The organism is Massilia genomosp. 1, from assembly GCF_011682185.1.
In the GTDB taxonomy this organism is placed as follows: Bacteria; Pseudomonadota; Gammaproteobacteria; order Burkholderiales; family Burkholderiaceae_D; genus Telluria_A; species Telluria_A rubra.
Genome location: NZ_WHJF01000444.1, coordinates 1 through 357 on the forward strand (window position 1 = coordinate 1; position 357 = coordinate 357).

The 357-nt window shown below is 50.7% G+C and carries 2 protein-coding genes; one reads left to right on the plus strand and one right to left on the minus strand.

Going from position 1 to position 357, the window contains the following annotated elements:
* Positions 1–138: helix-turn-helix domain-containing protein (locus F1735_RS34430; RefSeq protein ID WP_167241547.1), on the minus strand; the 138-nt coding region annotated here is incomplete at its 3' end.
* Positions 139–159: 21 nt separating this feature from the next.
* Between F1735_RS34430 and tnpA the strand changes: the two genes are divergently transcribed.
* Positions 160–357: IS200/IS605 family transposase (gene tnpA, locus F1735_RS34435; RefSeq protein WP_167241549.1), on the plus strand; the 198-nt coding region annotated here is incomplete at its 3' end.

Below are 357 nucleotides of genomic sequence, written 5' to 3' on the forward strand. Positions count from 1 at the left end.
ACCGGCCTCATGATTCTCTTTTTGCATCGCCAACGCCTTGTTGCAGACGAATCGGCACGCGCCAGCGAAGCGGCGCATATTGCGCTCTTGCTCGCCATCTGGCATCAGTTCGTATTGATAGGCTTGTAGTCGTTGCATGCTTCGATTATAGTTTGGTCTATGAGTGATTACAATGACATTCGCCACGGAAGACACTGTGTTTTCCTCATGCACGTACATTTGGTATTCGTAACAAAATACCGCCGTGAAGTCTTCACAAAAGAGATTCTTGACGACCTGCGGCCGATATGCTCCAGCGTCTGCACGGACTTTGAAGCGGAACTGGTGGAGTTCGACGGCGAGGACGACCATGTACAC